The sequence below is a fragment of the Yonghaparkia sp. Root332 genome (assembly GCF_001425665.1).
Lineage (GTDB): Bacteria > Actinomycetota > Actinomycetes > Actinomycetales > Microbacteriaceae > Microcella.
On the sequence record NZ_LMCX01000002.1, the window covers coordinates 1 to 24300 of the forward strand.

The 24300-nt window shown below is 73.0% G+C and carries 19 protein-coding genes and 1 rRNA gene; 13 read left to right on the forward strand and 7 right to left on the reverse strand.

Going from position 1 to position 24300, the window contains the following annotated elements:
- Positions 1-14: 14 nt before the first annotated feature.
- Positions 15-131: ribosomal RNA gene (gene rrf, locus ASC54_RS07780) — 5S ribosomal RNA — on the forward strand.
- 115 nt (positions 132-246) lie between these two features.
- Here the strand turns inward: rrf and ASC54_RS07785 are convergent.
- The gene (locus ASC54_RS07785) at positions 247-1110 is read right to left on the reverse strand and encodes an RDD family protein (protein WP_055898148.1); all 864 of its coding nucleotides are present in this window, start codon (positions 1108-1110) and stop codon (positions 247-249) included.
- A 16-nt stretch (positions 1111-1126) separates the two neighbouring features.
- Here ASC54_RS07785 and ASC54_RS07790 point away from each other — a divergent pair, with 16 nt between their 5' ends.
- The 6 genes from ASC54_RS07790 to ASC54_RS07815 all read left to right on the forward strand — a co-directional run bounded on the left by ASC54_RS07790 (position 1127) and on the right by ASC54_RS07815 (position 8576).
- On the forward strand, positions 1127-2122 hold the full coding sequence (locus ASC54_RS07790) for a stage II sporulation protein M (protein ID WP_055898152.1): 996 nt from the start codon (positions 1127-1129) through the stop codon (positions 2120-2122).
- A 66-nt stretch (positions 2123-2188) separates the two neighbouring features.
- Positions 2189-2596, forward strand: coding sequence for a Fur family transcriptional regulator (locus ASC54_RS07795; RefSeq protein ID WP_082515094.1), 408 nt, complete (start codon positions 2189-2191; stop codon positions 2594-2596).
- Positions 2597-2682: 86 nt separating this feature from the next.
- Positions 2683-4176 (forward strand): catalase, encoded by a 1494-nt coding sequence (locus tag ASC54_RS07800; RefSeq protein WP_055898155.1) that lies wholly within the window; start codon positions 2683-2685, stop codon positions 4174-4176.
- Between the two features lie 166 nt (positions 4177-4342).
- Complete coding sequence (locus ASC54_RS07805) at positions 4343-4966, forward strand: PadR family transcriptional regulator (RefSeq protein WP_055898158.1); 624 nt, start codon at positions 4343-4345, stop codon at positions 4964-4966.
- A complete protein-coding gene (locus tag ASC54_RS07810; RefSeq protein WP_055898161.1) occupies positions 4963-5700 on the forward strand; it encodes an ABC transporter ATP-binding protein in 738 nt (245 codons plus the stop codon). The genes ASC54_RS07805 and ASC54_RS07810 overlap by 4 nt, the downstream gene beginning before the upstream one ends.
- Positions 5697-8576 carry an FtsX-like permease family protein gene (locus ASC54_RS07815; RefSeq protein WP_156376792.1) on the forward strand — a complete coding sequence of 960 codons (2880 nt, stop codon included), beginning with the start codon at positions 5697-5699 and terminating at the stop codon, positions 8574-8576. Before ASC54_RS07810 ends, ASC54_RS07815 begins: the two co-directional genes overlap by 4 nt.
- A gap of 257 nt (positions 8577-8833) precedes the next feature.
- Here ASC54_RS07815 and ASC54_RS07820 read toward each other — a convergent pair whose 3' ends face one another.
- Genes ASC54_RS07820 through ASC54_RS07840 form a run of 5 tightly spaced genes read right to left on the reverse strand, consistent with a single transcriptional unit; the run spans position 8834 to position 14197 of the window.
- The gene (locus ASC54_RS07820; protein WP_055898167.1) at positions 8834-10159 is read right to left on the reverse strand and encodes a DUF58 domain-containing protein; all 1326 of its coding nucleotides are present in this window, start codon (positions 10157-10159) and stop codon (positions 8834-8836) included.
- 2 nt (positions 10160-10161) lie between these two features.
- Complete coding sequence (locus tag ASC54_RS07825) at positions 10162-11115, reverse strand: MoxR family ATPase (RefSeq protein ID WP_055898170.1); 954 nt, start codon at positions 11113-11115, stop codon at positions 10162-10164.
- A gap of 12 nt (positions 11116-11127) precedes the next feature.
- Complete coding sequence (locus ASC54_RS07830) at positions 11128-12384, reverse strand: DUF4350 domain-containing protein (protein ID WP_055898173.1); 1257 nt, start codon at positions 12382-12384, stop codon at positions 11128-11130.
- Positions 12381-13064, reverse strand: a complete 684-nt coding sequence (locus ASC54_RS07835; protein WP_055898175.1) for a DUF4129 domain-containing protein — start codon at positions 13062-13064, stop codon at positions 12381-12383. Before ASC54_RS07835 ends, ASC54_RS07830 begins: the two co-directional genes overlap by 4 nt.
- Positions 13061-14197 (reverse strand): hypothetical protein, encoded by a 1137-nt coding sequence (locus ASC54_RS07840; protein ID WP_055859527.1) that lies wholly within the window; start codon positions 14195-14197, stop codon positions 13061-13063. Before ASC54_RS07840 ends, ASC54_RS07835 begins: the two co-directional genes overlap by 4 nt.
- A 132-nt stretch (positions 14198-14329) precedes the next feature.
- Between ASC54_RS07840 and mtrA the strand changes: the two genes are divergently transcribed.
- The 6 genes from mtrA to secA all read left to right on the forward strand — a co-directional run bounded on the left by mtrA (position 14330) and on the right by secA (position 22991).
- Positions 14330-15010, forward strand: a complete 681-nt coding sequence (gene mtrA, locus ASC54_RS07845; protein ID WP_055859532.1) for an MtrAB system response regulator MtrA — start codon at positions 14330-14332, stop codon at positions 15008-15010.
- 4 nt (positions 15011-15014) lie between these two features.
- Complete coding sequence (gene mtrB / locus ASC54_RS07850) at positions 15015-16634, forward strand: MtrAB system histidine kinase MtrB (RefSeq protein ID WP_055859535.1); 1620 nt, start codon at positions 15015-15017, stop codon at positions 16632-16634.
- Positions 16627-18324: a GerMN domain-containing protein gene (locus ASC54_RS07855; protein ID WP_055859538.1), complete on the forward strand. Its 1698-nt coding sequence runs from the start codon at positions 16627-16629 to the stop codon at positions 18322-18324. Before mtrB ends, ASC54_RS07855 begins: the two co-directional genes overlap by 8 nt.
- A gap of 94 nt (positions 18325-18418) precedes the next feature.
- A complete protein-coding gene (locus ASC54_RS07860; RefSeq protein WP_055859541.1) occupies positions 18419-19231 on the forward strand; it encodes a ComF family protein in 813 nt (270 codons plus the stop codon).
- 47 nt (positions 19232-19278) lie between these two features.
- Positions 19279-19959 carry a ribosome hibernation-promoting factor, HPF/YfiA family gene (gene hpf / locus ASC54_RS07865; RefSeq protein WP_055859544.1) on the forward strand — a complete coding sequence of 227 codons (681 nt, stop codon included), beginning with the start codon at positions 19279-19281 and terminating at the stop codon, positions 19957-19959.
- A gap of 224 nt (positions 19960-20183) precedes the next feature.
- Positions 20184-22991: a preprotein translocase subunit SecA gene (secA, locus tag ASC54_RS07870; RefSeq protein ID WP_055859547.1), complete on the forward strand. Its 2808-nt coding sequence runs from the start codon at positions 20184-20186 to the stop codon at positions 22989-22991.
- Between the two features lie 30 nt (positions 22992-23021).
- Here secA and ASC54_RS07875 read toward each other — a convergent pair whose 3' ends face one another.
- On the reverse strand, positions 23022-24227 hold the full coding sequence (locus ASC54_RS07875) for an MFS transporter (RefSeq protein ID WP_055859550.1): 1206 nt from the start codon (positions 24225-24227) through the stop codon (positions 23022-23024).
- Positions 24228-24300: the final 73 nt, after the last annotated feature.

Consider the following 24300-nt stretch of genomic DNA (forward strand, 5'->3'; position numbering starts at 1 on the left):
TAAATCAATAGTGTTTCGGCGGCCATAGCGAAGGGGAAACGCCCGGTTACATTCCGAACCCGGAAGCTAAGACCTTCTGCGCCGATGGTACTGCGAGGGCGACCTCGTGGGAGAGTAGGACACCGCCGGACTTCTTTCGAGAGAAGCCCCTCCATTCGTGGAGGGGCTTCTCGTCGTTAATGGGCCGGGGCGGCAGCGGCCGTCGACGAGTGCACCCCCCTCGCCCGTGCCGGCTGTGCCGGCGCGTCAGCCCCGGTCGGGGAACCCGTGCGGGAGCGCCGCGAGCGTCGGCGCGAGCTGCTCGAGCCGTGCGCGCTCCCGCTCGAGCGCCGTGGCCTCGCGCTCGCGCCGGAGGACGGCGACGGCGGCGAGGAAGAGCTCGGGATCGACGTCGGGCACGGGGGAGACAGACAGGGCCGCATCGCGGGCGAGCGCGGCGGCGAGCCGCTGGCGGGTGGCGGGTGTGTGCCCGCCGGCCTGGGCGAGGAACTGGGCGATCCGACGCGAGAGCGCGTCGGGCAGGCGGGCGACGTCGGCCGTCGACGCCCACTCGGCGAGCTCCGGGGGCACCCCGAAGGTCCGCTGCTGCGGTCGCGCCAGTCGCTCGTACTGGCTGTAGGTGCCGGCGATCAGATCGCCCAGGCGCTTCGCGCGGGTGTTGAGCATCGCCACGATGACGGCGAGGCCGCCGGCGGTGAGGACGATCTCGAAGAGACCGACGAACGACCGGATGGCGGCGTGACGGAACGACACGGCGCCTCCGTCATCGCGCACGACCCGATCGCCGAGTGCCCAGCGGCCGAGGGACTTCCCCTGGGAGGCCGTCTCCACCACGGCGGGGACGATGACGAGCCCGAGCACTGCGCTGGAGATCGCGACGGCGCCGTAGAGATTCTCGGGGAGTCCGAGCGTCGGCGCCGTCTCGAGCAGAAGCCAGATGAGCAGCCCCGTGCCGATCCCGTAGACGAGGTAGTCGATCGCGGCCCCCGCCGCACGGAGGATGACGCTCGTCGCACGGATCTGGAGGGCCACGGCCTCGCCCGTGAGCAGCTCCCGCTCGGCGTCGTAGTCCGTCCCGTTCGGGATCGGAGCCGCCGCGGAACCGGACATGTCATCATCTAAACAGATGGACCTCGACGCGTACTCCGCCGCCCACGCCGACGAGTGGGATCGCCTCGACGCGCTCGCACGTCGCCGTCGCTTCGCCGGCCGCGACGCCGATGACCTCATCGACCACTACCAGGCCGCGGCGACGCACCTGTCCGCGATCTCGACGACCGCGGGCGAGGTTCCGCAGCGCGAGCGCCTCTCCGTGGCGCTGTCGCGGGCGCGCCTGCGGTTCACCGGCGCGCAGGCGGAGCCGCTCGCGCAGCTGGCGCGGTACGCGACGCGGGAGGTCCCGGCGGCGCTGCACCGCATCCGATATCTGACGCTCGTGATCGCCGTCGTCTTCGCGGTCGTCGCGACCCTCTACGCGCTGTGGATCGGGTCGACCCCCGAGGTTCTCGCGAGCCTCGGCGACTACGAGACGCTGCGGCGGTACGCCGAGCAGGACTTCGTCAACTACTACTCCGAGTCGTCTGAGGCCTCGTTCGCCGGGCAGGTCTGGGTCAACAACGCCTGGATCGCGGCGCAGTGCGTCGCCTTCGGCATCTCGGGCTTCTGGGTGCCGGTCGTGGTGCTGCAGAACGCCCAGGGCGTCGGCCAGAGCGCCGCGATCATGGCCGAGTTCGGGCGCCTCGACGTCTTCTTCCTCAACATCGCCCCGCACGGCCAGCTCGAGCTCTACTGCATCTTCGTCGCCGCGGCCGCGGGCCTCATGATCTTCTGGTCCTGGGTCGCCCCGGGCTCGCGCACGCGGCTGCAGGCCCTCGCCGAGGATGGCCGCGCCCTGTTCGCCGTGATCGGCGGACTCGTCGTCGGGCTCCTCGTGAGCGGCATCGTCGAGGGCTTCGTCACGCGGCAGGAGTGGCCCGACGTGATCCGCATCGGGATCGGCAGCCTCGCGCTCGCCTGGTTCCTGTGGCTGCAGTGGATCGTCGGCCGCGCCGCGGCGCGCGACGGCGAGACGGGCGACCTGGACCCGATCAGCCGGGGGGCTCGCGTCGTCGTCGCCGACTGAGCGGGCATCCTGAATCGATCGTATTTTTGACCTGTTCATGAAAACGAGTACGGTCGAGAAGTGCCCGTGACCGATGAGACGCTGCTCCGCGAGGCCGGCCTGCGGGTGACCGCCGGTCGACTGGCGGTGCTGCGCGCTCTCGAGCGGATGCCGCACAGCGAGGCCGATCGCATCCACGCCGCCCTCGCGGCGGACGGCGCGAGGCTCACGCTGCAAGCGGTGCACAACGTGCTCGGCGACCTCACGGCAGCCGGCGTCCTGCGGCGCATCGAACCCGCGCGGAGCCCCGCGCGCTACGAGCGCCGCATCGGCGACAACCACCACCACGTCGTCTGCACGCAGTGCGGCGCCGTGGGCGACGTCGACTGCGTGGTCGGCGACGCGCCCTGCCTCGTGCCCTCGAGCACGGGCGGGTTCACGGTGACGACCGCCGAGGTGACGTTCTGGGGCCTGTGCCCCGCCTGCGCAGCCTGAATCCAGCGCGGATGCCCGTGGCGAGCGGGCGCTCGTGCGTGCGCCGAGCACGATTCGTTCCCCCATCCCAGAAGGAGCTCCTCCGCGTGACCAGCCACACCACGACCACCTCCGGCGCGCCCGTCGCGAGCGACCAGCACTCGCAGACCGTCGGCGCCGACGGCGTCATCCCCCTCACCGACCACTACCTGGTCGAGAAGCTCGCCCAGTTCAACCGCGAGCGCGTGCCGGAGCGCGTCGTCCACGCCAAGGGAGGCGGCGCCTTCGGCGTCTTCGAGACGACCCACGACGTGTCGGCGTACACGCGCGCGGCGCTGTTCCAGCCCGGGGTCACGACCGAGACCCTCGCGCGCTTCTCGTCCGTCGCCGGCGAGCAGGGCAGCCCCGACACGTGGCGCGACCCGCGCGGCTTCGCGCTGAAGTTCTACACCTCCGAGGGCAACTACGACCTCGTGGGCAACAACACCCCCGTCTTCTTCATCAAGGACGGCATCACGTTCCCCGACTTCATCCGCTCGCAGAAGCGTCTGCCGGGATCGGGGCTGCGCGACCACAACATGCAGTGGGACTTCTGGACCCTGCAGCCCGAGTCGTCGCACCAGGTGACGTGGCTCATGGGCGATCGGGGCATCCCGACCTCATGGCGCCACATGGATGGCTTCGGCTCGCACACCTACCAGTGGATCAACGCCGCGGGCGTGCGCTTCTGGGTGAAGTACCACTTCCGCACCGAGCAGGGGCACGAGACGCTCACGCAGGAGCAGGCCGACCGCATCGCCGGCGAGGACGCGGACCTGCACCGCCGCGACCTGTTCGAGGCGATCGAGCGCGGCGAGCACCCCTCGTGGCAGCTGTCGGTGCAGGTCATGCCGTACGAGGAGGCGAAGACCTACCGCTTCAACCCCTTCGATCTCACGAAGGTGTGGCCGAAGGCCGACTACCCGCTGATCCCGGTCGGGCGTCTGACGCTCACGCGGAACCCGGAGAACTTCTTCGCACAGATCGAGCAGGCGACCTTCGCGCCGTCGAACTTCGTGCCGGGCATCGCCGCGAGCCCCGACCGCATGCTGCAGGCGCGCATCTTCAGCTACGCCGACGCGCACCGCTACCGCGTGGGCACCAACCACGCGCAGCTGCCGGTCAACGCGCCGAAGAACGAGGCGCACGCGTACTCGAAGGAGGGGGCGATGACGTACTCCTTCCCGCCCGCGACCCAGCCGGTCTACGCGCCGAACTCGTTCGGCGGCCCGCACGCCGACGCCGAGGCCCACGGCCCCGACCGCGGCTGGGAGATGGATGGCGAGCTCCTGCGCACCTCGGCGACCGTGCACGCGGACGACGACGACTACGGCCAGGCGCGCGACCTCATCACGCGCGTCATGGACGATGCCCAGCGCGATCGTCTCGTCTCGACGATCATCGGGCACGTCTCAGGGGTCACGATCCCCGAGCTGCGTGAGCGCGTCATCCAGTACTGGACGGCGATCGAGCCGGGCATCGGTGCGCGCGTCGCGGCGGGCCTGCCCGAGATCGCCGCCCCGCGCGAGACCCTCGTGCCGGCGCCGACCGCCGCGAAGTAGGGCGCATCCGCCGCGGACGGGCCGTCCCTCCTCCCGGAGGGGCGGCCCGTTCCGCATGGACGCGACACGCCGTTCACGAGGACATCTCGACACGCATGTCGGGAATGCATATGCTCGGCATGCAGTCATCGATCGGATGCCCCGGTCGGCTGTCGAAGGAGTCTCCATGTCGGTGCGTCACGGCCTGCTCGCTCTGCTCTCGCAGGGGCCGAGCTACGGCTACCAGCTCAAGGTCGAGTTCGAGCGGCGCACGGGCGACTCGTGGCCCGTGAACGTCGGCCAGGTCTACAACACGCTCGACCGCCTCGAGCGCGACGGCCTCATCGAGCGCGGCGAGACCGACGGAGACGGCCACGTCTTCTACGCGATCACCGACGCCGGGGCGGCGGAGGCGCGATCCTGGCTCGAGGGGCCCGTGGTGCGCGGCGCGGCCGCGCGCGACGAGCTCGCGGTCAAGCTCGCTCTCGCCGTGACCCTGCCGGACGTCGACCCCGAGGCGATCATCCACGCTCAGAGGGTCGCGACGATCCGATCGCTGCAGGAGCTCACGCGATCGAAGGCGGCCGGCGGCGACCCCGATTCACCGGAGGAGTTCGCCTGGCAGCTCGTCGTCGACGCGCTCATCTTCCAGGCGGAGGCCGAGGTGCGGTGGCTCGAGCACTCGGAGGCGCGGATCCGGCGGCTGCGGGCGCGAACCGGGTCGGAAGGCGCGGCGCGCGGCGCCACGGCGTCAGCACCGCGCACAGCGCCCGCCGAGCTTCCCGCCACGACGACGGCGAGCGCACGATGAGCCGCGAGCGGATCGGCGCGAGCGAGCTGCTGCGTCTCGACGCCGTCGCGATGCACTACGGCGCCGGCGAGAACTCGGTCACGGCCCTCGCGGGCGTCGACCTGTCGGTCAAGCGCGGCGAGCTCGTCGCGATCATGGGGGCCTCCGGGTCGGGGAAGTCGACGCTGCTGACGATCGCCGGCGGGCTCGTGACGCCCACGAGCGGCGAGGTCGTCGTCGACGGGCAGTACCTGCGCGACGCGAAGCCCGCGCAGCTCGCGGCGATCCGCCGCCGCACGCTCGGCTTCGTCTTCCAGGACTTCAATCTCGTCCCCGCGCTCACCGCGGTCGAGAACGTGAGCCTCCCGCTCGAGCTCGACGGCTGGAAGCGCTCGAAGGCCCGTCGCGCCGCCCTCGACGCGCTGCATCTCGTCGAGCTCGACGACCGCGCCGACCACTTCCCCGATGACCTCTCCGGGGGTCAGCAGCAGCGCGTCGCGATCGCGCGCGCCGTCGTCGGCGGCCGCGCCCTCATCCTCGCCGACGAGCCGACCGGAGCCCTCGACTCGCAGACCGGCGAGCTCGTGCTCCGGATGCTGCGCTCGCGCATCGACGAAGGTGCGGGCGGCATCCTGGTCACCCATGACGCGCGGCACGCCGCCTGGGCTGACCGCATCGTGTTCCTCCGCGACGGTCGCGTGGTCGACGAGAGCCGCCGCGACGACCCGAGCGCGCTCCTGGCGGCGGGCGCATGAGCGGGCAGGCCTCGAGCGCGACGCGTCCCGGGCGGCCGCCGCGACGCCTGGCCCTGGTGCTCGCCGCCCGCAACGCGCGTCGGGCGCTCGGCCGGAGCATCCTCATCGTTCTCATGATGGCCGTGCCGGTCGCGGGCATGGCGGCCACGGCGGTCGTCGTGGCCAGCTCGAACGCGACCGCGCAGGAGCTCGTCGACCTGCGGCTCGGTGAGGCGGCGTCCGTCGCGCAGGTCGTCGGGCCGCCCGGCTCGGTCGAGACGCAGGCGGCCGAGGGACCTCTGTTCGGCGGCTGGCAGTCGTCCGCCACGCCGATCGACCAGGGCGGGGAGCTCGTCGACCCCCGGCGCCTGCTCGACGGCCGGATCGTCGAGGCCGTGAGCACCGTCGCGACCATCGACACCGACGGCCGACTTCGCCAGGTGCAGGCGACAGCGGGCGATGTGTTCGTCGACGAGCTCGCGGCGATCTACGTGCTGCGCGAGGGCTCCGCTCCATCGAGCTCGCGAGAGCTCGTCGTCTCGCCGGCGCTCGCCGACGATCTCGCGCTCGCCGTCGGCTCGATCGTCACCATGCAGCCCGACGGCGTCGATCGCACGGTGGTCGGCATCGGCCTCCTCGCGCACGACTCCAGCGACACCCTGCGCGTCTTCGGCACGATCGAGGGGCTCGGAGCCGGGGATGCCAGTGCGCAGGCCTTCGCCGCCACGTACTTCGCGCTCGACCACGAGCTCAGCTGGCGGGAGGTGCAGTCGCTCAACGAGCAGGGTGTCATCGCGACCTCGCGATCGATCGTGCTGGGCGCCGAGGAGACGCCCGGTGCGCTGCCGGTCGATCCGATCGCCTCGCTGTTCGGATTCCAGGGCCAGTTGCTCGCTCTCGCAGCGATGATCGCCGCGTTCCTGCTCCTGCAGGTCGTGCTGCTCGCGGGGGCCGCCTTCATGGTCGGGGCGCGCCAGCAGCAGCGCTCGCTCGCCGTGCTCGGCAGCGTGGGCGGCGATCATCGCACCGTTCGCGCCGTCGTCTCGGCCGGCGGCCTCGTGCTCGGTCTCGTCGGCTCGCTCCTCGGACTCGCGCTCGGCATCGCGGGCGGCGCGATCTTCCTCGAGGTCACGCGCAACGGGTCCTCGCTGCAGTACCCGGGGTTCCACCTCGACCCGGTCGTGCTCGGCCTGACGGTGCTCGTCGCGACCGGTGCGGGCTGGCTCGCCGCCGCGATCCCGGCCCGCATCGCGACGCGGCTCGACATCGTCACCGCTCTCCGCGGTGCGCGACGCCCCGCCCGGCCGGGCCCGCGCGTCCGCCGGTCGGCCATCGGGCTGATCGCTCTCGGTGCCGGGGTGCTCGCGGCCGGCGGTGTCGCGCTCGTCGTGCTGCGCACGCTCGAGGAGTACCCGCCCGTCGCCGACGTGGTCGCGATCGGTGCGATCGCCGTCGGCGCGATCGTGCTCCAGGTCGGCGTCCTGCTCGCCCTGCCGGCCGCCCTCCGGGCCCTCGCCCGGGCGACCGCGGCGGCACGCACGCCGCTGCGGCTCGCCGCGCGCGACTCCGCGCGCAACGCGGCGCGCACGGTCCCCGTCGCCGCAGCCGTCATGACGACGGTGTTCCTCTCCAGCTTCCTGATGAGCGTGTTCGGTGCGGCGCAGCTCGAGAGCGAGCAGTGGTACACGCCGCAGGCGCCGCTCGGCTCCGTGATGATGTCCGCGCGCGACAACGACCCGCTGACCGACGAGATCGCGCCCATCGACGACCTCGATGCGCTCGTCGCGGGTGTCGCCGAGATCGCCGACGCGCCGGCGACGCTCCTGGACGGCGTGTACGTGCGCGACTACTGGTTCGATCCGCGGACGGGGGAGAACCTCGACCCGCCGCAAGGGGCGACCGTGCTGACGGTCGCTCTCGACGAGGAGGTCGTCTGCCCCGACTACTTCGGCCCGCCTGTCGGGACCAGCGCGTCGGAGATCACCGCGTTCTACGAGGCGGTCGAGGATGATCCGCGGTGCGCGCCGGGCATCGATGGCGGGCTGATGTGGTCGAATCCTCTGCTCAGCGACAGCATCCGCGTCGGCGACGTCACCGAGCTGGAGGCGGCGACGGGTATGCGGCTCGACGCCGCCTCGCGCGAGGCGCTCGACGCGGGCGGTGTCGTTGCGCTCCACCCCGCGTACGCCATCGACGGAGAGGCCACGCTGCGCTGGATCGACGCCGTGCGATTCACGACCGCCGGTCTTCACCCCCAGCGCATCGAGGCGGTGCGCTCCGCCGAGCTGCCTGCGGTGCTCCAGGAACCGCCGACCCCTGTCCGCGGCGCACTGCTCATGTCCGCGGAGACGGCGCGCGAGCTCGAGCTCGAGGTCACGCCCCTCGCGGCGATCGCCTATCCGGAGCAGATGCCCGGAGGTGCCGAGGAGAACGCGCTGCTCGAGCTCTCGCGCGAACTGACGGGAGACCCGTGGAGCCTGCAGAGCGTCGCCGAGTCGGGCCCCGACGACATCGTCGGTCCTGCCGCGTGGTCGCTCGTCGCCCTGAGCGGCGCGATCGCGCTCACGGCCTCCGCGATCGCCATCGGACTCGCCCGCATCGACGGGCGTCGCGACGAGGCGATCCTCGGCGCGATAGGCGCGACCCGGCGGCTGCGGCGAGCGGTGAGCTTCTGGCAGGCCGTGCTGCTCGCGGGAATCGGAGCGCTCGTCGGAGCCGCACTCGGCATCCTCACCGCGGGCGCACTCGCCCTGCCGGGCGGGCCGATGCTCTTCTCGCCCCCGCCGCTGCAGCTCGCGATCGCCGCCCTCGGCGTCCCGCTCGTCATCGCCGTCGGCGCCTGGCTCCTCGCGGGCCGTGCGACGGCGCTCCCGACCGATCGCTCGGCGATCGCCTGACCGTCGGGCGGCCGACCTTTCTTCGACGACCGGCGCGGCCGTCCGGCCCCTCCGCACCCCGCCGCTCGAGACCAAATGAAGGGAGCGCGTCTCGCTCGCTCGGCGTGTCGGCGCCGACACGCCGTTAGGGGCGACGCGCTCCCTTCATTTGGGCGAGGGCGGCGGGCGAGGGCGGGCGAGGGCGGAGGGCAACGGGCGACGGCGGCGGCCGGGCGCGGGCGCGGGCGCGGGCCCGGGCGGCGGGCGGCCGCGCGCGGCTACAGCCGCCCGGCGGCCTTGTACACGAGGTACCGGTCGGCGACGGCGGGCGGCAGCTCGAGCGGCGCGGCCGTCACGACGTCGGCGCCGAGGCGCTGCACCGCCGCGGCCACGCGCTGAGCATCCAGCATCGCCCGCTCGGCCGCGGCGGCGCGGTAGACGGATGCCCGGTCCGAGCGATCTGCGGCCGCCTCGAGCAGCGCGGGGTCGGTGACGGCCGCGACGAGCACGAGGTGGGTGCGCGTCAGCTGCGGCAGCATCGCGAGCAGCTGGCGCGTCGAACCGGGCGACTCGAGCGGCGTGCACAGCACGACGAGCGAGCGCTGCGCGGTCATCGAACGAACGAGCGAGGGCACGGCCGTCCAGTCGGTCTCGAGCAGCTCGGGGTCGATGGGCGCCATGGTGTCGACGAGCTTCGCGAGCAGGTCGGCCCCGCGCGCGCCCTGCACCCGTCCGCGCACGCGCCGGTCGAACACGGCGACGTCGACGCGATCGCCCGCGCGGTCGGCGAGGGCCGAGAGCAGCAGCGTCGACTCGAACGCCGTGTCGATGCGCGTCTCGTCGGCGATGCGCGCCGCGGCGGTGCGCCCCGAGTCGACGATGACGACGACGTGCCGGTCGCGCTCGGGGCGCCACGTGCGCACCATGAGCGTCGGAGCGGGTGACCCCGCAGGCCCCGGTCCCCCCGCGCGTCGCGCCGTCGCCCGCCAGTCGATCGAGCGCACGTCGTCGCCGCGCACGTACTCGCGGAGGCTGTCGAACTCGGTGCCCTGCCCGCGCACCATGAGCGAGGTGCGCCCGTCGAGCTCGCGCAGGCGCGCGAGGCGCGAGGGCAGGTGGCGCCGCGCGGCGAACTCGGGCAGCACGCGAATGCCTCCGGGCACGAGGATGCTCGCCTGACGCCCCGCGAGCCGCATCGGCCCGATCGCGCGAATGGTCACCATCGCAGCCCTTCGCTCACCGCGTCGCCACGGCCTCAGCACGCTGCGCACCGCGCGGCGCTCGCCGGCGGGCACGTCGAGCTTCTGGCGTCGGGGGGTCGCTCCGGCCGAGGGCTCCCAGGCGTCGCGGATCACGCCGCGCAGGCGTCGCCGCGAGCCGTTCGTCACGAGCAGGGTCACCTCGGCCTGCTCGGTCAGACGCACGCGATCGGGGCCCGACCGCGCGAGCGACGCGGCGCGCGGGGAGGCCGCGAGCGCGGCATCCACCGCCAGGAGCACGAGGCAGAGACCGACCCAGCCGACGTACGCCCACCCGTTCGCGAGCAGCACGACGGGCACGACGCCGAGAGCGACGAGCGCGACGAACCACCCCGTGACGGCCATGGCTACAGCGGAACCTGGGTCTGCTGCACGACCGAGCGCAGGATGGTGTCGGCCGAGACGCCCTCGAGCTCCGCCTCCGGGCGCAGGCCGATGCGGTGGCGCCACACGGGAAGGATCATCTGCTGCACGTGGTCGGGCGTGATCGCCTCGGCTCCCGAGAGCCACGCCCACGCCTTCGTCGCGGCGAGCAGGGCCGTCGTGCCGCGGGGGCTCACGCCGAGGCGCACCGACGGGCTCTGGCGGGTGCCGCGTGCGAGGTCGACGAGGTAGGCGAGCAGCTCGGGCGTCGCGCCCACCCGCGCGACGGCCGCCCGCGCGGCGACGATCTGCTCTGCGCCGAGCACGGGCCGCAGGCCCGCCGCGGTGAGGTCGCGGGCGCTGAAGCCGTCGGCGTGGCGCTGCAGCACCTCGATCTCGGAGTCGCGCGCGGGCAGGTCGAGCACGAGCTTGAGCAGGAAGCGGTCGAGCTGCGCCTCGGGCAGCGTGTAGGTGCCCTCGTACTCGACGGGGTTCTGCGTGGCGGCGACGACGAACGGCTCGGGCAGGGGGTGGGTCGTGCCGTCGACGGTGACCTGGCGCTCCTCCATGGCCTCGAGCAGCGAGGACTGCGTCTTCGGCGGAGTTCGGTTGATCTCGTCGGCGAGCAGGATGTTCGTGAACACCGGCCCGCGCCGGAACTCGAAGTCGCCGTTCTTCGCGTCGTAGACGACCGAGCCCGTGACGTCGCCCGGCATGAGGTCGGGGGTGAACTGCACGCGCGTGGTGGTGAGGCTGAGGGCGTGGCTGAGCGAGCGCACGAGCAGCGTCTTCGCGACGCCGGGGACGCCCTCGAGCAGCACGTGCCCGTTCGCGAGCAGCGCGACCATGAGGCCGCTGACGGCCGCATCCTGACCGACGACGGCCTTGCCCACCTCGCTCCGCACGCTCGCGAAGGATGCCCGCAGGTCGCTGTCCATGGTGTTCTCCTCTTATCGGGTGGTCGGGTCGGGTCGGTCGGCGGGGCGCTCGCCGGGTCCGTCGTCGGCGAGGGCGACGCGGCGCTGGACGAGGCGCTCGAGCTCGAGCAGCTCGTCCGAGAGGGCGACGAGCTCCCCGTCGTCGCGGGGCTCGCGGTCGACGAGCAGCGCGCGCAGGCCGGCGCGATCGCGACCGGTGATGCCCGAGACAGCGGTCACGATGTCGTCGAGCCCGGCCGCGCTGCCGAGCGCGAGCCCCTCGGCGAGGCGCCGCAGCGTGCCGACCCGCAGCGCGTCGAGGGCGCGCAGCCGCGACCCCTCGCGGGCGTACAGGCGCGCGCGGCCCTCCATCGTCTCGGTCGTGCGCACGACGACGGGAAGGTTCTCGATCACGACGGGCCCGAGCCGGCGGCCGCGCCACACGGCGGCGGCGAGCCCGACGGTCAGGGCGAGCCACGCGACGGGATTCACCCAGCCGGGGTAGAGCTCCGACAGCGCGGTCGTGCCGCCCGCGATGTCGGCCGTCGACGCCACGTACCAGACCAGGCGCGGATGCTCTCCCGTGAGCCCGAGCGCGAGAGCGGCGTTGCCCTCCCGCCCGATGAGGCCGTTCTGCACGACGCCGCCCGCTCCGAGCAGGTGGAGGGTTCCGCCCGCCGGCTGGTCGAGCGACACGAGCGCCGCGCCGCCCTCGCCCTCCCCGCCGGGGAAGCAGAGCTGCACGCCGGCCGCGCCGAGGTCGGCCGCTGTCGCACCCGAGGCGTCGAGCCCCAGCCCGTCGGCGGTGATCGATCCGGCGCGCAGCGCGGCCGGGAGAGAGCATCCGGCCTCGTCGCGGACGCCGCCCAGGGAGGGGACGCCGGGCGCGATCGCCGGGGCGAGAGAGCCGACCGCGGGGGCGGGCGGCTCGACGAGGACGAGCGAGGCCGCCGCGCCGTCGAGCTCCCGCCACTGCTCGGCGGTCAGGACGGTGCGAGGGTCGGCGGCGACGAGCGTCGTGGTGGCAGGGTCGTCGATCGCGGCGAGGGCGTCGTCGAGCGTCTCAGCGGCGACGACGTCGATGCCCGCGTCGCCGAGCACCTGGACGAGCGCGCGGGATCCGGCCGGGGCGGCTTCGTCGGCGGAGAACCGGTCCGCCTCGGTCGTCGATCGGGTGGTGAGCCCGTAGACGGCGGCGAAGGCGAGGAGGAGGGCGGCGAGGACGATCCAGAACAGCGCGCGGCGAAGCGTGCGGCGCACCGTGGGCGTCACGACCTCGCTGCTCGTCATCGGGGAGCCTCGACGAGCTCGGAGGGCACCGTCGGCCGCTCGAGCAGCGGGGAGGAGCGGACGAGGCGGTCGTCGAGCACCCGGACGCGCTCGTAGCCGGCGCGGTCGCCCTCGTGGTCGAGGTACCGCACCCCGTCGAACAGATCGGCGGCGGCCTCGAGCTCGGCGGCGGCGTCGGGGAACTCTCGCGCGGCCTGCCGGGCCACGGCGTGCGCGGTCGTGCCGGGGAGGAGCGCGACGAGCGTCCGCTCGTCGAGGGAGCGCGCGATCGCCCGGTAGCGGTCGGCGATGGCCGTGCGCCAGTCGTCGCGCGCGGCCGCCGCCGCGGCATCCCGTCTCAGCTCGCGCGCCGTGCGCGCGTCGCTCTCGCCGAACAGGTCGGCGAGCACGGTCGAGCGGCGGCGCCAGCGGGGGAGGCCGTAGATGAGGAGAGCGGCGATGACGGCGAGCGCGATCAGGACGGCGCCGACGATGAGGACGCCGATGGGGAGCCCGCCCGTTCCGCCGAAGCGGAGCCCCGCGAACCACTCGACGATCGACTGCGTCAGCAGGTCGAACCAGGTCGGCTGCGCCTGCGCGTACTCGAGCTTCGCGAGCTCGTCGAGCAGCAGCTCGCGCGCCTCGTCGGCGTCGGGCTCGAGGGGCGCGGCGAGCACGGCAGCGGTGAGGCGGCGTGTCACGACCGAGCGGGAAGGAACGGGTCGTCGGTGCTCGCGCCGGCCGCCCGGGCCTCGACCGTGCGCTGCAGATCGAGGTCGAGCCCCTCGTCGCGCATGCGGGCGTCGACGTAGAGCAGGGTCGAGCCCGCCGCGAGGAGCACGGCGCCGACTGCGCCCACGACGGCGCTGAGCGCGATCGCGATCGTGTTGATGCCGATGAGGAAGCCCAGGTCGGCGGTGATGTCGCCGGTCGGGTTCACGAGCGCTCCCGCGAAGCCGGAGGCGAGGCTGAACGGTGCGGTGACGACGCTCGCGGCGGTCTGGATCGCGACGGAGAGCAGGAGCATGACGCCGAAGGTGCGCCAGAAGCGACCGGCGATGAGCCGCCGGGATCGGGCGACCGCGTCGCGGAGGGATCGGCGCTCGAGCACGATCGCGGGCGGCACGAAGAGGAGCACGATCCACAGCCAGGATGCGAGCACGGCCATTCCGAGCCCGCCGAGGATGCCGATGAGGACGCCCGCGACGATGCCGGCGACATCGCCGATCGAGACCATGAGGACGATGATCGCCACGAGTATGGCGATCGCCGCGGTGAGCGCCGCGCTGAGCAGGAGCGACCAGCCGACCAGGGCACCCCATCGCCCCCGGCCGCGGGCCCACAGCTGCCGGAAGGTCAGTCGCTCGCCGAGGGTCGCGCTCGCGACCTCGGTCGCGATGACTCCCTGCAGCAGAGCGCCGGCGACGACCGTGAGCGCGGCGGTGAGCAGGGCCGAGAGCAGAACGACGGCGCCCGTGCCGAACGCGATGGCCTCCATGTCCTCCGGCGCGGCGCGCGCGATCCGATCGGTGCCGAGGAGGACGACGGCGGTGACGGCGGCGCCCGCGAGGAAGGTGACGAGAGTCGTCAGGCCGATCGCGACGCCGAACACGGGTCGCGGGTTCCGGCGCAGCACCCGGAAGGTGGTGCCGAAGACGGTGCCGAAGTCGAGGGGCCGCAGCGGGATGAGCCCGGGGCGGGGCGGCGGGGCCCAGCCCGCGGAGGGCGGCGCGGCGGCGGGGGCAGCCCCCGCCGCGTGCCACGGCGAGTCGCCGCCCGGCGGTGTCGGAGCCGCCGAGGCTCCGGGGGACTGCCACGTGGGGCTGTCGGTCATCGTCTCGCGTCCTCTGCGCCGTGGTCGTTCCCTGACGAAGGTATGCTGTCACACTCGTCTAGGCTGGAGCGCACACCCCTCGGGTTCGCTCGACAGGCGCCCCGGATCGGCCAAGGAGGGCCCGAGAGCACCATGACCCCGCGCATCCTCGTCGTCGATGACGACACGGCGCTCGCCGAGATGATCGGGATCGTGCTCCGCGGCGAGGGCTACGACACCTTCTTCTCCCACGACGGAGGCGAAGCGGTCGGCGCGTTCGAGCAGGTCAAGCCCGACCTCGTCCTTCTCGACCTCATGCTGCCGGGCATGGACGGCATCCAGGTGTGCCGCGCGATCCGCGAGCAGAGCGGGACGCCCATCATCATGCTGACCGCGAAGTCCGATACGGCGGATGTCGTGCAGGGCCTGGAGAGCGGAGCCGACGACTACGTCGTGAAGCCCTTCAATCCCAAGGAGCTCGTGGCCCGCATCAAGACGCGCCTGCGGCCCTCGCCCGAGGCCGCGGTCTCGACCCTGCCGATCGGCGACCTCGTCATCGACGTCACCGCCCACGAGGTCAAGCGCGGCGAGAAGGCGATCTCGCTCACGCCGCTGGAGTTCGACCTCCTCCTCGCTCTCGCCATGAAGCCCAACCAGGTGTTCACGCGCGAGATGCTGCTCGAGCAGGTCTGGGGCTATCAGTACAAGGCGGACACGCGCCTGGTCAACGTCCACGTGCAGCGGCTGCGCGCGAAGGTCGAGCTCGACCCCGACGAGCCGCGCATCGTCATGACCGTGCGCGGCGTGGGCTACCGGGCCGGCGCGACGCTCTGATCCGATGCCGCCCTTCGACTGGCGCGACTGGCTCGCCCGGGCCAGGCGGCTGTGGCGCACCTCCCTCCAGCTGCGCACCGTCGCGATCACCGTCGCGCTGTCGACGGTCGCGGTGACGATCATCTCCGGCTACATGTCGCTGAGCATCGCCACGAACCTCTACGAGGCGCGCAAGCAGCAGGTGCTCGCCGAGGCGAGGCAGGCGACGGCGAGCGCGCAGCAGCTCTTCGACTCCTCGGTGACGCAGACCGGCACGATCGACCTCGAGACCGCGAACTCGGCCGCGCAGACGACGATCCGCGCGGCCTCGTCGAACCCGGGCGGCACCCAGTACGCCATCCTCCGCAGCGACGGGCAGTCGACGGCCCAGATCATGCTCTCGGTGACGAGTCGCGAGCTCGACACCTCCGTCATCTCGCCCGAGCTCGAGGCGCAGGTGGCGCAGGGCGACGGCTCGGTCTACGCGCAGGCCGTCTCGCTCACGACGCCGTCCGGCGTCGACCCCGGGATCGTGGTCGGGGGCGCGATCGAGGTGCCGACGGCCGGCCAGTACGAGGTCTACCTCGTCTACAACGTCCGCGACGTGCAGCAGACCCTCGACTTCGTGCAGCAGACCCTGGTGATCGGCTCCCTCCTGCTCGTGCTGACGATCGGGCTCGTGACCTTCTTCGTCGTCCGTCTCGCGATCGCCCCGGTCAGAGTGGCCGCGGACACCGCGGAGAAGCTCGCCGCGGGGCAGCTCGAGGAGCGCATCCCCGAGAAGGGCGAGGACGTCATCGCGACGCTCGCCCGATCGTTCAACCGCATGGCCGACAGCCTCCAGCGCCAGATCACCCAGCTGGCCGACCTCTCGCGCGTGCAGCAGCGCTTCGTCTCCGACGTCTCGCACGAGCTGCGCACCCCGCTCACGACGATCCGCCTCGCCGGCGACGTCCTGTACGACCAGCGCGACCAGTTCGCGCCCGCCACCGCGCGCACCGCCGAGCTCCTGCACACCCAGGTCGAGCGCTTCGAGTCGATGCTCGGCGACCTGCTCGAGATGAGCCGGTTCGACGCCGGCGCGGCATCGCTCGACACCGAGCCGACGAACCTCGTCCGGCTCGTGGAGGACTCGCTCGAGGGCATCCGGCCGCTCGCCGACGAGAAGGGCAGCGAGCTGCGGCTCGTGGCGCCGGGCGGATACTTCGAGGCGGATGTCGACGCGCGGCGTCTGCGCCGCATCCTTCAGAATCTGCTCGGCAACGCCGTCGATCACGGCGAGGGCCGCCCTGTGGTGGTCTACGTCGACTCCGACGCCGATGCGGTGGCCATCGCCGTGCGCGACTACGGGATCGGGATGAGCGCCGAGGAGCTCGAGCGCGTGTTCGACCGCTTCTGGCGCGCCGACCCCTCGCGTCAGCGCTCGACCGGCGGCACGGGGCTCGGCCTCGCCATCGCCACGGAGGACGCGCACCTGCACGGCGGCACGATCGACGTGTGGTCGGCGGAGGGGGAGGGCTCGTGCTTCCGTCTCACCCTGCCCCGCCGCCCCGGCCACCCCGTCACGGGGTCGCCGATCGAGCTCCCGCCCGTCGACCCCCTCGACGCGGCGCTCGCCGAGGCGGGAGGGGGAGCCGATGACTGAGGCGCGAGTCCGCGGAGGCCGCCGGCGCCGCTGGGCGGCGCTCGCCGCCGTCATCCCCGCACTGCTGCTCGCGGCGTGCGTGCAGGTCCCCTTCAGCGGCCCCGTCCAGCCGGGCGGGGAGGTCGAGGAGGACATCGCCGCCGAGTTCGACTTCCTGCCGTCGGGCCCCGCGGAGGGGGCGAGCCAGGAGGAGATCCTCGCCGGATTCCTCGCCGCCACGACCGCCTCGCAGAACAACTACCGCATCGCCCGCCAGTACCTGGCCGAGGGGGCGCAGCAGGTCTGGAACCCCTACGCCGGCACGCTCGTCCGCAGCCGCGAGGGCGTCGTCGCGCGCGTCGACGACACGACGCTCTCGTACACCGCCGCCGTCAGCGCGGAGGTCGACGGCCTCGGACGCTACAGCACGGCGGGCGAGGGCCCGCAGGAGCTCGCGCCGTTCCGCTTCGTCGAGGAGGACGGCGAGTGGCGCATCGCCGAGCTGCAGGACGGCATCCTGATCTCGCAGCAGGCCTTCCCCTCGGCCTTCAACCAGCACTCCGTCTACTACTACGACCCCGCTTTCCAGAACCTCGTGCCCGACCTGCGATGGTTCCCCACGCGGGCGGAGGTCGCCTCGCGGATCGTGCGCGCCGTCCTCGAGCCTCCGACGAGCTGGCTCGAGGGCGCCGTCGTCTCGGCCGTTCCGGAGGGGACCGCGCTCGCGGTCCCCGTCACCGTCGTCGGCGGCGTCGCGCAGGTCGATCTCACCGACGAGGTCCTGCTCATCGACGACGCCCAGCGGCGCGCGCTCAAGCGGCAGCTCGAGGCGAGCCTGCGCAACGTCAGCAACGTCGCGAGCGTGCAGCTCACCGTCGACCAGAACCCCGTCCAGGTCGCCGACGGGCCGCTCGGGCTCGACGTGCCGCCGCAGGTGGATGCGCGACTCCTCCTCCGCACGGAGGAGACCTTCGGCTTCGCCGGCGCGTCGGGCGTCGAGCCGCTCGGCGACCTGACCGATCGCGTGATCGAGCTGGGCGCCACCGCGGTGACCCTCGGCCCCAGCGGGACCCTCGCCGCGGCCCTCACCGAGGCGGGCGTCTGGTCGGTGCGCACGGGCGACATGCCGCCCGGGCTGCTCGACGCCCGCCCGGGACTCGTGGCGCCGAGCGTCGACGGCTACAGCTTCCTCTGGACGGCCACCGCGAGCGGCGCGGGCGGCATCCGAGCGACCGAGCTCGACGGCACCATCCACGCCGTCGAGGCCCCCATCGCCGAGGGCGACCGCGTCGTCTCCCTCGACGTCTCGCGCGACGACGCCCGAGTCCTCCTGCTGCTCGACGGCGGCAGCGGGCCGAGGCTCGTGGTCGCGGCGGTCATCCGCGATCCCGCATCCAACGTGCCGGTGCGGCTCGGGCAGTTCCAGGAGCTCCCGGTCGACGACGGCACGCCGATCGACGCGGCCTGGGTCGACGAGGTCCGCGTCGCCGTGCTCACCTCCGACATCGACGGCGCCCTCGCCCAGCTGCTCGAGATCGGCGGGCGCTCGCGCTCGCTGGGCCGCCCGGCCGACGCCCTCCAGCTCGTCGGCGGCAACGGCGGCGTCGAGGGGCTCCGCGCGCTCACGATCGACGGCGTCGTGCTCGAGCCCCGCGGCTCGGGCTGGCAGAGCACCGGGACGCGCGCGGTGTTCCTCGGCGTGCAGCAGTAGCGCCGCTCGTCCCCCGCCGCGCGCGCCGACGCTGTCACCCCGAACGCGCCGGGGGAGCGGCTCGCGCGTCGCCCGGGCGCCCCACACTGTCGGCGTGACCAGCCCCCTGCGCACCGCACTCCTCGGCTCCCTCCTCGACGCGGCCGCGCTCGTCGCGCCCGTCGACTGCGCGGGATGCGGTGCCCCCGACCGCGCGCTGTGCCCCGCGTGCGCCGCGGGGCTGGCCCCCGCGCCCCGCACCGCGCTGCTCGACGTCGCACCCGGGTGGTCGGTCCCGCTCACGGCGGGGATCCCCTACGAGGGCGTCGCCCGCGCCGTGATCCTCGCCCTGAAGGAGGACGGCCGGACCGAGCTCGCCCGGCCCCTCCGCGCCCCGCTGCTCGCCGCGCTCGATCTCGCCTTCACGCCCCCGGCGGCCCGCGGCGCTCTGCTCGTCCCCGTCCCCGGCTCGCCCGCCGGCCTCGGCCGTCGAGGCTTCCAGCCCGTCGAGCTGCTCGCTCGGCGGGCCGGGCTCGCGACCACGCGGGCGCTCGCGGTCGTCCCGGAGGCCGGCTCGGGGGCCCAGAAGCACCGCACTCTCGCCGCGCGCACACGGGAGCGCGCCGAGCCCCGAGTCGTGCGGCGGCTCCACGGGCGCTCCGTCGTGCTGCTCGACGACGTCGTGACCAGCGGGGCGACCCTGCGCGCCGCGGCGCGCGCCCTCGCGCGAGCGGGAGCCGCGGTCGTGGGCTGCGCCGCGATCGCCGCGACGCCGCGTCGGGACGGGGAGTCGGCCATCCCGTGGACCGTCGCCGCGGCGTCGCCGGCGACGGTCAGCACCTGCATAGGTGACGCAGGGTCGACCGCTATCGGCGCGCCGGTGACTTTGCGCGCGGGGAGGACTAGCGTGTCGTCATGGAAGGCGTGATCACCGCCTGACCGCAGGCGGCACGCTCAACGGTCAAGGAGGTCGACGTGGACATCAGCATCACGGGTCGGAACATCGGGATCACCGACAGGTTCCGGGACTACGCCACCGAGAAGGCGGAGAAGGTCTCCCACCTCGCCGATCGAGCGCTCGTGCTCGAGATCAAGGTCTCGCGCCACCACGAGAAGGCCGGCGGGCACGCAGGAGACGACCGTGTGGAGATGACCCTCGTGGGGCCGGGCCCGGTGGTGCGGGCCGAATCGGCCGGAAGCGACAAGTACGTGGCCTTCGACCTCGCGATCGACAAGCTCCTGGAGCGGCTCAGGCGGGCCAAGGACAAGAAGAAGGTGCATCGCGGCCAGCATCGGCCGGTCTCGCTGCGGGAGGCCTCGGCCGACGGATTCAGCGTCGTCGACATCACGCCGGCCGACGCCGAGATGATCGAGAAGGTCGCCACGGGCGCGAACCCGATCGTCGAGGAGCCCGCCGCCGAGGGCGAGGAGGCTTACTCGCCCGTCGTCGTCCGCGAGAAGGTGTTCCCCGCCGCGTCGATGACCGTCGACGAGGCGGTCGACCAGCTCGAGCTCGTCGGCCACGACTTCTTCCTCTTCATCGACGCGGCCTCCGACCGCCCGAGCGTCGTCTACCGGCGCACCGGCTGGAACTACGGCGTCATCGGCCTCGAGACGGAGGAGGAGGCCCCGGCGAAGAGCCGTCGTCGCGGCTGAGCGCCGCGTCCGCCCCTGAGGCGGGATGCCCGGAGCGCCGGGTGCGCTCACGTCGCGCACCCGGCGCTCTCGCGTCCGCCGCCCGGCACCCGCCGAGCGCACCTTGCTAGCATGGGCCCGCCGCACCTCGCGGTGGGCCGCCGCATGCCCGGGAACGATCCCTCGCGGCGACCCCGAGACCTGAGGGCCCGGATCACGCGGGCTCGATGAGTGGAGTTACCGAAGTGGCGAATGTTCTCGAGCGTGTCCTCCGGGTCGGCGAAGGCCGCATCCTCCGTCGACTGAAGGCCTACGCCGACGCGATCAACCAGCTCGAGGACGACTTCACCGACCTCACCGACGACGAGCTGAAGAACGAGACCGCCGAGCTGCGCGAGCGCTACGGCAACGGCGAGTCGCTCGACGATCTGCTGCCCGAGGCCTTCGCGGCCGTGCGAGAGGCGGCGAAGCGCACCCTCGGCATGCGCCACTTCGACGTCCAGCTCATGGGCGGCGCGGCCCTCCACCTGGGCAACATCGCTGAGATGAAGACCGGTGAGGGCAAGACCCTCGTGGCGACCCTCGCCGCCTACCTCAACGCGATCCCCGCGCGCGGCGTTCACGTCATCACCGTCAACGACTACCTCGCGAGCTACCAGTCCGAGCTCATGGGCCGCATCTTCCGTGCCCTCGGCATGACGACCGGCTGCATCCTCTCCGGGCAGACGCCCGAGGTCCGCCGCCAGCAGTACTCGGCCGACATCACCTACGGCACCAACAACGAGTTCGGCTTCGACTACCTGCGCGACAACATGGCCTGGCAGTCGAGCGACATGGTGCAGCGCGGCCACTTCTTCGCGATCGTCGACGAGGTCGACTCGATCCTGATCGACGAGGCCCGCACGCCGCTCATCATCTCCGGGCCCTCCTCGGGCGAGGCGAACCGGTGGTTCCAGGAGTTCGCGCGCATCGCCACCCGGCTCGTGCCCGGCGAGGACTTCGAGGTCGACGAGAAGAAGCGGACGGTCGGCGTCCTCGAGCCCGGCATCGAGAAGGTAGAGGACTACCTCGGCATCGACAATCTCTACGAGTCGGCCAACACCCCGCTCATCTCCTTCCTCAACAATTCGATCAAGGCCGCGGCGCTGTTCAAGCGCGACAAGGACTACGTCGTCATGAACGGCGAGGTGCTGATCGTCGACGAGCACACCGGCCGCATCCTCGTCGGGCGCCGCTACAACGAGGGCATCCACCAGGCGATCGAGGCCAAGGAGGGCGTGACGGTCAAGGCCGAGAACCAGACCCTCGCGACCGTCACGCTGCAGAACTACTTCCGCCTCTACTCCAAGCTCTCGGGCATGACAGGCACGGCCGAGACCGAGGCCGCCGAGTTCATGAGCACCTACAAGCTCGGCGTCGTCCCCATCCCGACCAATCGCCCCATGCAGCGCATCGACCAGCCCGACCTCGTCTACAAGAACGAGCAGGCGAAGTTCGAGCAGGTGGTGGAGGACATCGTGCGCCGCCACGAGAAGGGCCAGCCCGTCCTCGTCGGCACGACGAGCGTCGAGAAGAGCGAGCTGCTGTCGCGCATGCTCGCCAAGCGCGGCGTCCGCCACGAGGTCCTCAACGCGAAGAACCACGCTCGCGAGGCCGCGATCATCGCGCAGGCCGGCCGCGTCGGCGCCGTCACGGTCGCCACCAACATGGCGGGCCGCGGGACCGACATCATGCTCGGCGGCAACGCCGAGTTCCTCGCCGTCTCCGAGATGAACGGCCGCGGGCTCAGCCCGATCGAGACCCCGGACGAGTACGAGGCGGAGTGGGACGCGGTGTTCGACCGCGTCAAGGAGCAGGTCGCCGTCGAGGCCGAGAAGGTCATCGCCGCCGGCGGCCTCTACGTCCTCGGCACCGAGCGCCACGAATCGCGCCGCATCGACAACCAGCTCCGCGGCCGCTCGGGCCGCCAGGGCGACCCGGGCGAGAGCCGCTTCTACCTCTCGCTGCAGGACGACCTGATGCGCCTGTTCAACGCGGGCGCCGCCGAGGCGCTCATGGGACGGTCGAACGTCCCCGACGACCTCGCGATCGAGTCGAAGGTCGTCAGCCGCGCCATCCGCTCCGCGCAGTCGCAGGTGGAGTCGCGCAACGCCGAGATCCGCAAGAACGTCCTCAAGTACGACGACGTCCTGAACCGGCAGCGCGAGGCCATCTACGCCGACCGCCGCCACATCCTCGAGGGCGACGACCTGCAGGAGCGCGTGCAGACCTTCATCGAGTCGGTGATCACCGAGGTCGTCGATTCGCACACCGCGTCCGGGCACTCGGACGAGTGGGATCTCGATCAGCTCTGGACGGAGCTCAAGACCCTCTACCCTGTCTCCCTGACGATCGACGAGGTCATCAGCGAGGCCGGCGCGAAGCTCACGAGCGGCTTCCTCGTGCGCGAGCTCGTCTCCGACGCCAAGCTCGCCTACGCGAACCGCGAGGAGAGCCTCGGCCGCACCGCGACGCGCGAGCTCGAGCGTCGCGTGGTGCTGAGCGTGATCGACCGCCGCTGGCGCGACCACCTCTACGAGATGGACTACCTGAAGGACGGCATCGGCCTCCGGGCCATGGCCCAGCGCGACCCGCTCGTGGAGTACCAGCGCGAGGGCTTCGCGCTGTTCCAGTCGATGATGGGCCAGATCCGCGAGGACGCCGTGGGCTTCCTGTTCAACCTCGAGGTCGAGGTCACCGGCGGCAAGGGCACGGCGCAGGTCACGGCGAAGGGCCTCAACGCGCCGCAGGCCCCGCAGAACCTCAGCTACACCGCGCCCAGCGCGGATGGCGAGGTGGAGGTCCGGAACCAGCGCGGTCAGCTCCAGCAGGCGGAGACCGCGAAGGCGCGGCAGGCGGCTCCCGCGGCGACCGCTGCCGCGCCGGCCGCTCCGGGCGCCGCGCCCGCGCGCCCGGCCGCCGGCGGCGTCGGCGCCTTCGGCCAGCGGACCGAGGGCGACGCCCCGGCGCCCGCCAATCGCGCTCAGCGCCGCTCGCAGGGCAAGGGCAAGTAGTCCGCCCGGCCGCGCGCTCCGACTCCGCCGTCAGCGGAGGTCGGAGCGCGCGACCGCGACCGATGTGCTGACGAGCAGCGCCGCCAGCACCACGAATACCGCGCCGGAGCCGGCGACGGCCGTCGCCGCGCCCACCGCCACGGGGATGACCGACTGGCCGAGCCGATTGCCGGTCAGGCGCGCGGCGAGCGCGGTGGCGCGCAGCCGCTCCGGCGCGGACCGCGAGACCCACGCCATCGTCACCGGCTGCCCGAGGCCGAGGACGAGCCCGATCACGGCCATCAGGATCACCGCCGACCACGTGGGGGACGGCGGAGCCATGAGCAGCAGGGCGGCCGCCCCGATGGCGCACGCCGCCACGAGGAGCGTCCTGCGCCCGACCCGACGGACCAGCGGCGCGATCCCGACGCGCACGGCGAACGACATCCCCGCCCGCACGGCGAGCAGGATGCTCACGAGCGCGACCGACCAGCCGCGCTCGGCCCCGATCGCGGGCAGGTAGACCGTGAGGACGTCGGTCGCCGTGAGCACGATGGCGCTCGCCCACAGCGCCTTGCCCATGTGCGGGGCGCGGAGCACGGTGCCGAGACCCTCCGACCGAGCCGCATCCGTCTCCGTCTCCGCCACGCGGGCGGTGCGCGCACCGCCCGGGTGGCGCGGCAGACGGGCGGCGGCGACGGCGGCGATGAGGCACAGGGCCGCGGCGAGGACGAAGGTCGGTGCTGTGCCGTAGCGGTCGTCGGCGGCGGTCAGGTCGAAGGCGACGGCGGCCTCGGCGAGACCGCCGGCGACGAGCGGCCCCAGCATCTGGCCGAGCGAGATGGTGGCTCCGAAGAGCCCGAATCGCGCATCCGCCCCCTCGGAGGGCCCCGCGTGGGCCACGATCGCCTGCAGGCCGACGACCGCGAAGATGAGGCCGAGGCCCAGAGCGGCGTGCGCGACGATGAGGCCGGTGATCGAGCCGGATCCCGCATGGGCGGCCGCGGCCCCGCCCATGAGGGCGATGCCGCCGATCGTCGTCGGCCGCGCGCCTCGGCGATCGACGTGCCGCCCGATCGGGATGGCGATGAGGATGGAGAGCGCCCCGAAGGCCAGGGCGAGGAGCCCGAGCTGCTCGACCGACGCGTCGAGCCCGAGTGCGCGATAGGAGGCCATCGGGCGGGTCGCGTGCTGGGCGAACTGCACCAGGAGGGCGACGGCGAGGGCGAGCAGGAGCGTCGGGCGCGCCGCGGCCATTGCGTCCTCTCGCCGACTCGGGGCCGAGGCGACGGCCTGGCCGATTGATTGAGACAGCGTCTCGATCAGCAGT

Bases quoted from the DNA above. Each gene is read 5' to 3' on its own strand.
- ASC54_RS07785 (WP_055898148.1), bottom strand. From the start codon at position 1,110: ATGTCCGGTTCCGCGGCGGCTCCGATCCCGAACGGGACGGACTACGAC.
- ASC54_RS07790 (WP_055898152.1), top strand. From the start codon at position 1,127: ATGGACCTCGACGCGTACTCCGCCGCCCACGCCGACGAGTGGGATCGC.
- ASC54_RS07805 (WP_055898158.1), top strand. From the start codon at position 4,343: ATGTCGGTGCGTCACGGCCTGCTCGCTCTGCTCTCGCAGGGGCCGAGC.
- ASC54_RS07810 (WP_055898161.1), top strand. From the start codon at position 4,963: ATGAGCCGCGAGCGGATCGGCGCGAGCGAGCTGCTGCGTCTCGACGCC.
- ASC54_RS07815 (WP_156376792.1), top strand. From the start codon at position 5,697: ATGAGCGGGCAGGCCTCGAGCGCGACGCGTCCCGGGCGGCCGCCGCGA.
- ASC54_RS07820 (WP_055898167.1), bottom strand. From the start codon at position 10,159: ATGGCCGTCACGGGGTGGTTCGTCGCGCTCGTCGCTCTCGGCGTCGTG.
- ASC54_RS07825 (WP_055898170.1), bottom strand. From the start codon at position 11,115: ATGGACAGCGACCTGCGGGCATCCTTCGCGAGCGTGCGGAGCGAGGTG.
- ASC54_RS07830 (WP_055898173.1), bottom strand. From the start codon at position 12,384: ATGACGAGCAGCGAGGTCGTGACGCCCACGGTGCGCCGCACGCTTCGC.
- ASC54_RS07840 (WP_055859527.1), bottom strand. From the start codon at position 14,197: ATGACCGACAGCCCCACGTGGCAGTCCCCCGGAGCCTCGGCGGCTCCG.
- mtrA (WP_055859532.1), top strand. From the start codon at position 14,330: ATGACCCCGCGCATCCTCGTCGTCGATGACGACACGGCGCTCGCCGAG.
- mtrB (WP_055859535.1), top strand. From the start codon at position 15,015: ATGCCGCCCTTCGACTGGCGCGACTGGCTCGCCCGGGCCAGGCGGCTG.
- ASC54_RS07855 (WP_055859538.1), top strand. From the start codon at position 16,627: ATGACTGAGGCGCGAGTCCGCGGAGGCCGCCGGCGCCGCTGGGCGGCG.
- ASC54_RS07875 (WP_055859550.1), bottom strand. From the start codon at position 24,227: ATGGCCGCGGCGCGCCCGACGCTCCTGCTCGCCCTCGCCGTCGCCCTC.